At 45.7% G+C, this 1,888-nt stretch carries 2 protein-coding genes; both read left to right on the top strand.

Annotated elements, in window-relative coordinates; all coding sequences use genetic code 11:
* The coding region (locus VTU_RS31215) for a phospholipase effector Tle1 domain-containing protein (RefSeq protein ID WP_236610645.1) at positions 1-1,122 on the top strand (1,122 nt) is incomplete at its 5' end.
* Between the two features lie 145 nt (positions 1,123-1,267).
* Positions 1,268-1,852, top strand: a complete 585-nt coding sequence (locus VTU_RS32565) for a hypothetical protein (protein WP_138927808.1) — start codon at positions 1,268-1,270, stop codon at positions 1,850-1,852.
* The last annotated feature ends 36 nt before the right edge of the window (positions 1,853-1,888 follow it).

Genomic DNA, 1,888 nt, shown 5'->3' with positions numbered 1-1,888 from the left:
ACGGGGAATAGTACGAATGTGTCTGAGCTTGACAAGTCAGGGGATAGCATGACCAATGTGGTTCTTTTTCAAGATTACTACGAAAAATCAAATGGAGAAATCCGCTATATCAGTGGAGTCGGAACGATCGACATGAGCGATCCCACGCGTCCCATCGAGCCAAAAACATGTTTTGTTCCTTTAGTTCTGTCTACCACCCAAGACAAAGGGTTAAATTGTACAGGGCCAGAGAGAATTGAGCGCATGATTGAATATTTCAATACAGAAGCCAAAAACACGAAAGAAGATGAGACCATGCAGGTAGATATCATCGGATTTAGTCGGGGCGCTGCACAGGCACGTGATTTTGCTAACAGGATTGCGGCAAAAACGGATTCGAAAGGTTGGTATCGTTATAAAAACAAGAAGACGAAAGAGGAAGTCTGCAGAAAGGTCAACTTCCGTTTTATGGGTTTGTGGGATACGGTGTTGAGTACCAATTTTTCGTCACATCAAAACTACCGATTAACCATCCCTGCACAATTTTCCTATGTCGCCCACGCGGTGGCCTTGAATGAGCACCGTGATGGGAAAAGGGACTGGGGTGCATTCCCATTGGAATCCATCATGGGTACGGCAATGCCAAAAGACAAAACCCGAATTGAACAGGGATTTATCGGTTCACACTCGGACATTGGTGGTGGTTTCAAGGAAAATTCCTTGTCCAAAGTGGCATTGGCATGGATGGTTGAGCAGGCGAGAAGCGCCGGAGTCGAGATGAGCAAAAAATCGATCGATATGCCACCCAATCCCGTATTGCATGACAAAAGTAAAAATATAGCCTTGGGTGAAGCCATTGGCCGCCTTGAGGATCGGGATGTGCGCTACACCGATGGCCACAAGGTGAAACAGCTTAATATGAAAAATACAGGACTGACTTATGCTGAAATCAAAAAGCACAACTTTATAAGTTATACACCTCGCGATCTGCTTCCTCGTATAGACTTGGAGCCATCTGTCCCTTTGCTTCCAGAAATAAAATATCTGTATACAGCCGATGAGACGGGCACTGTAAATATGGAGAGCTACTGGAATTGGTTGTCAAAAAATGGTTATAATCTTGGAAATCTGGTGATAAAATAATTATGAAAAAGACCAATATCTTTAGAAAACTCACTGCACTGCTATATTATCGACGTCAATTGCTGTTGATCCTGTTGCTGGCTTTTTTGTGGGTGGTTGCTATATTCTTTTGAATTCGGAAGCACGCCCATGGAACGTATCCAACTTGACGCCTGAAGAAAAAATGCTAACCCATAAATATCGAGGAATTCGTGGGGGAGCATTGTATATCAGTGCGGTAGGTGAAGATAAGAACAACGTCACGATGCTTGATCAAAATGACAGGGTGTGGCGTGCTGCATTATCTCTTGGTGAAGGAGGTGGTCGCCATTCAACCTATCCCGACGCCATGTCCATTCCCAGAACATTGCATGTGACATGGAGAACGGATGATGCAGAACCCCGGAAAAATCGCAATGGATTGCGTGAGACTACTGCTGGCTATGAGGGCGGAAGCATTCTTGGAGACTACACCGTCCAGGTTGCCTCGCGGATTCCCGATGAGGTTTTGGACTTTATTCGTAAAAATGGCAGTTCATTGTTGCGTCTCAAGATCCGCTTGGCGGATCATGCCGTGCTGGTTGGCTGGGATGTGGAAGAGTGGTACAACGCCATAGGCGGACGAACTTATCGTTATGTAATGCCCGGCGGGGATTTCAGGGAACCGCAGAGAGAGAATGGAGAAGTCATTGAGCGTGGTTGGATGATCACCCCCGATGGGAAGAAAGTTGAAATGAATTGGACCAAATAAACCATGGAAAATACCTCCCAAATTCTGCATGGCCCC

Source organism: Verminephrobacter aporrectodeae subsp. tuberculatae At4 (assembly GCF_000193225.1).
Classification (GTDB): Bacteria; Pseudomonadota; Gammaproteobacteria; order Burkholderiales; family Burkholderiaceae_C; genus Acidovorax; species Acidovorax aporrectodeae.
This window is presented reverse-complemented; position numbering and strand designations above follow the sequence as displayed.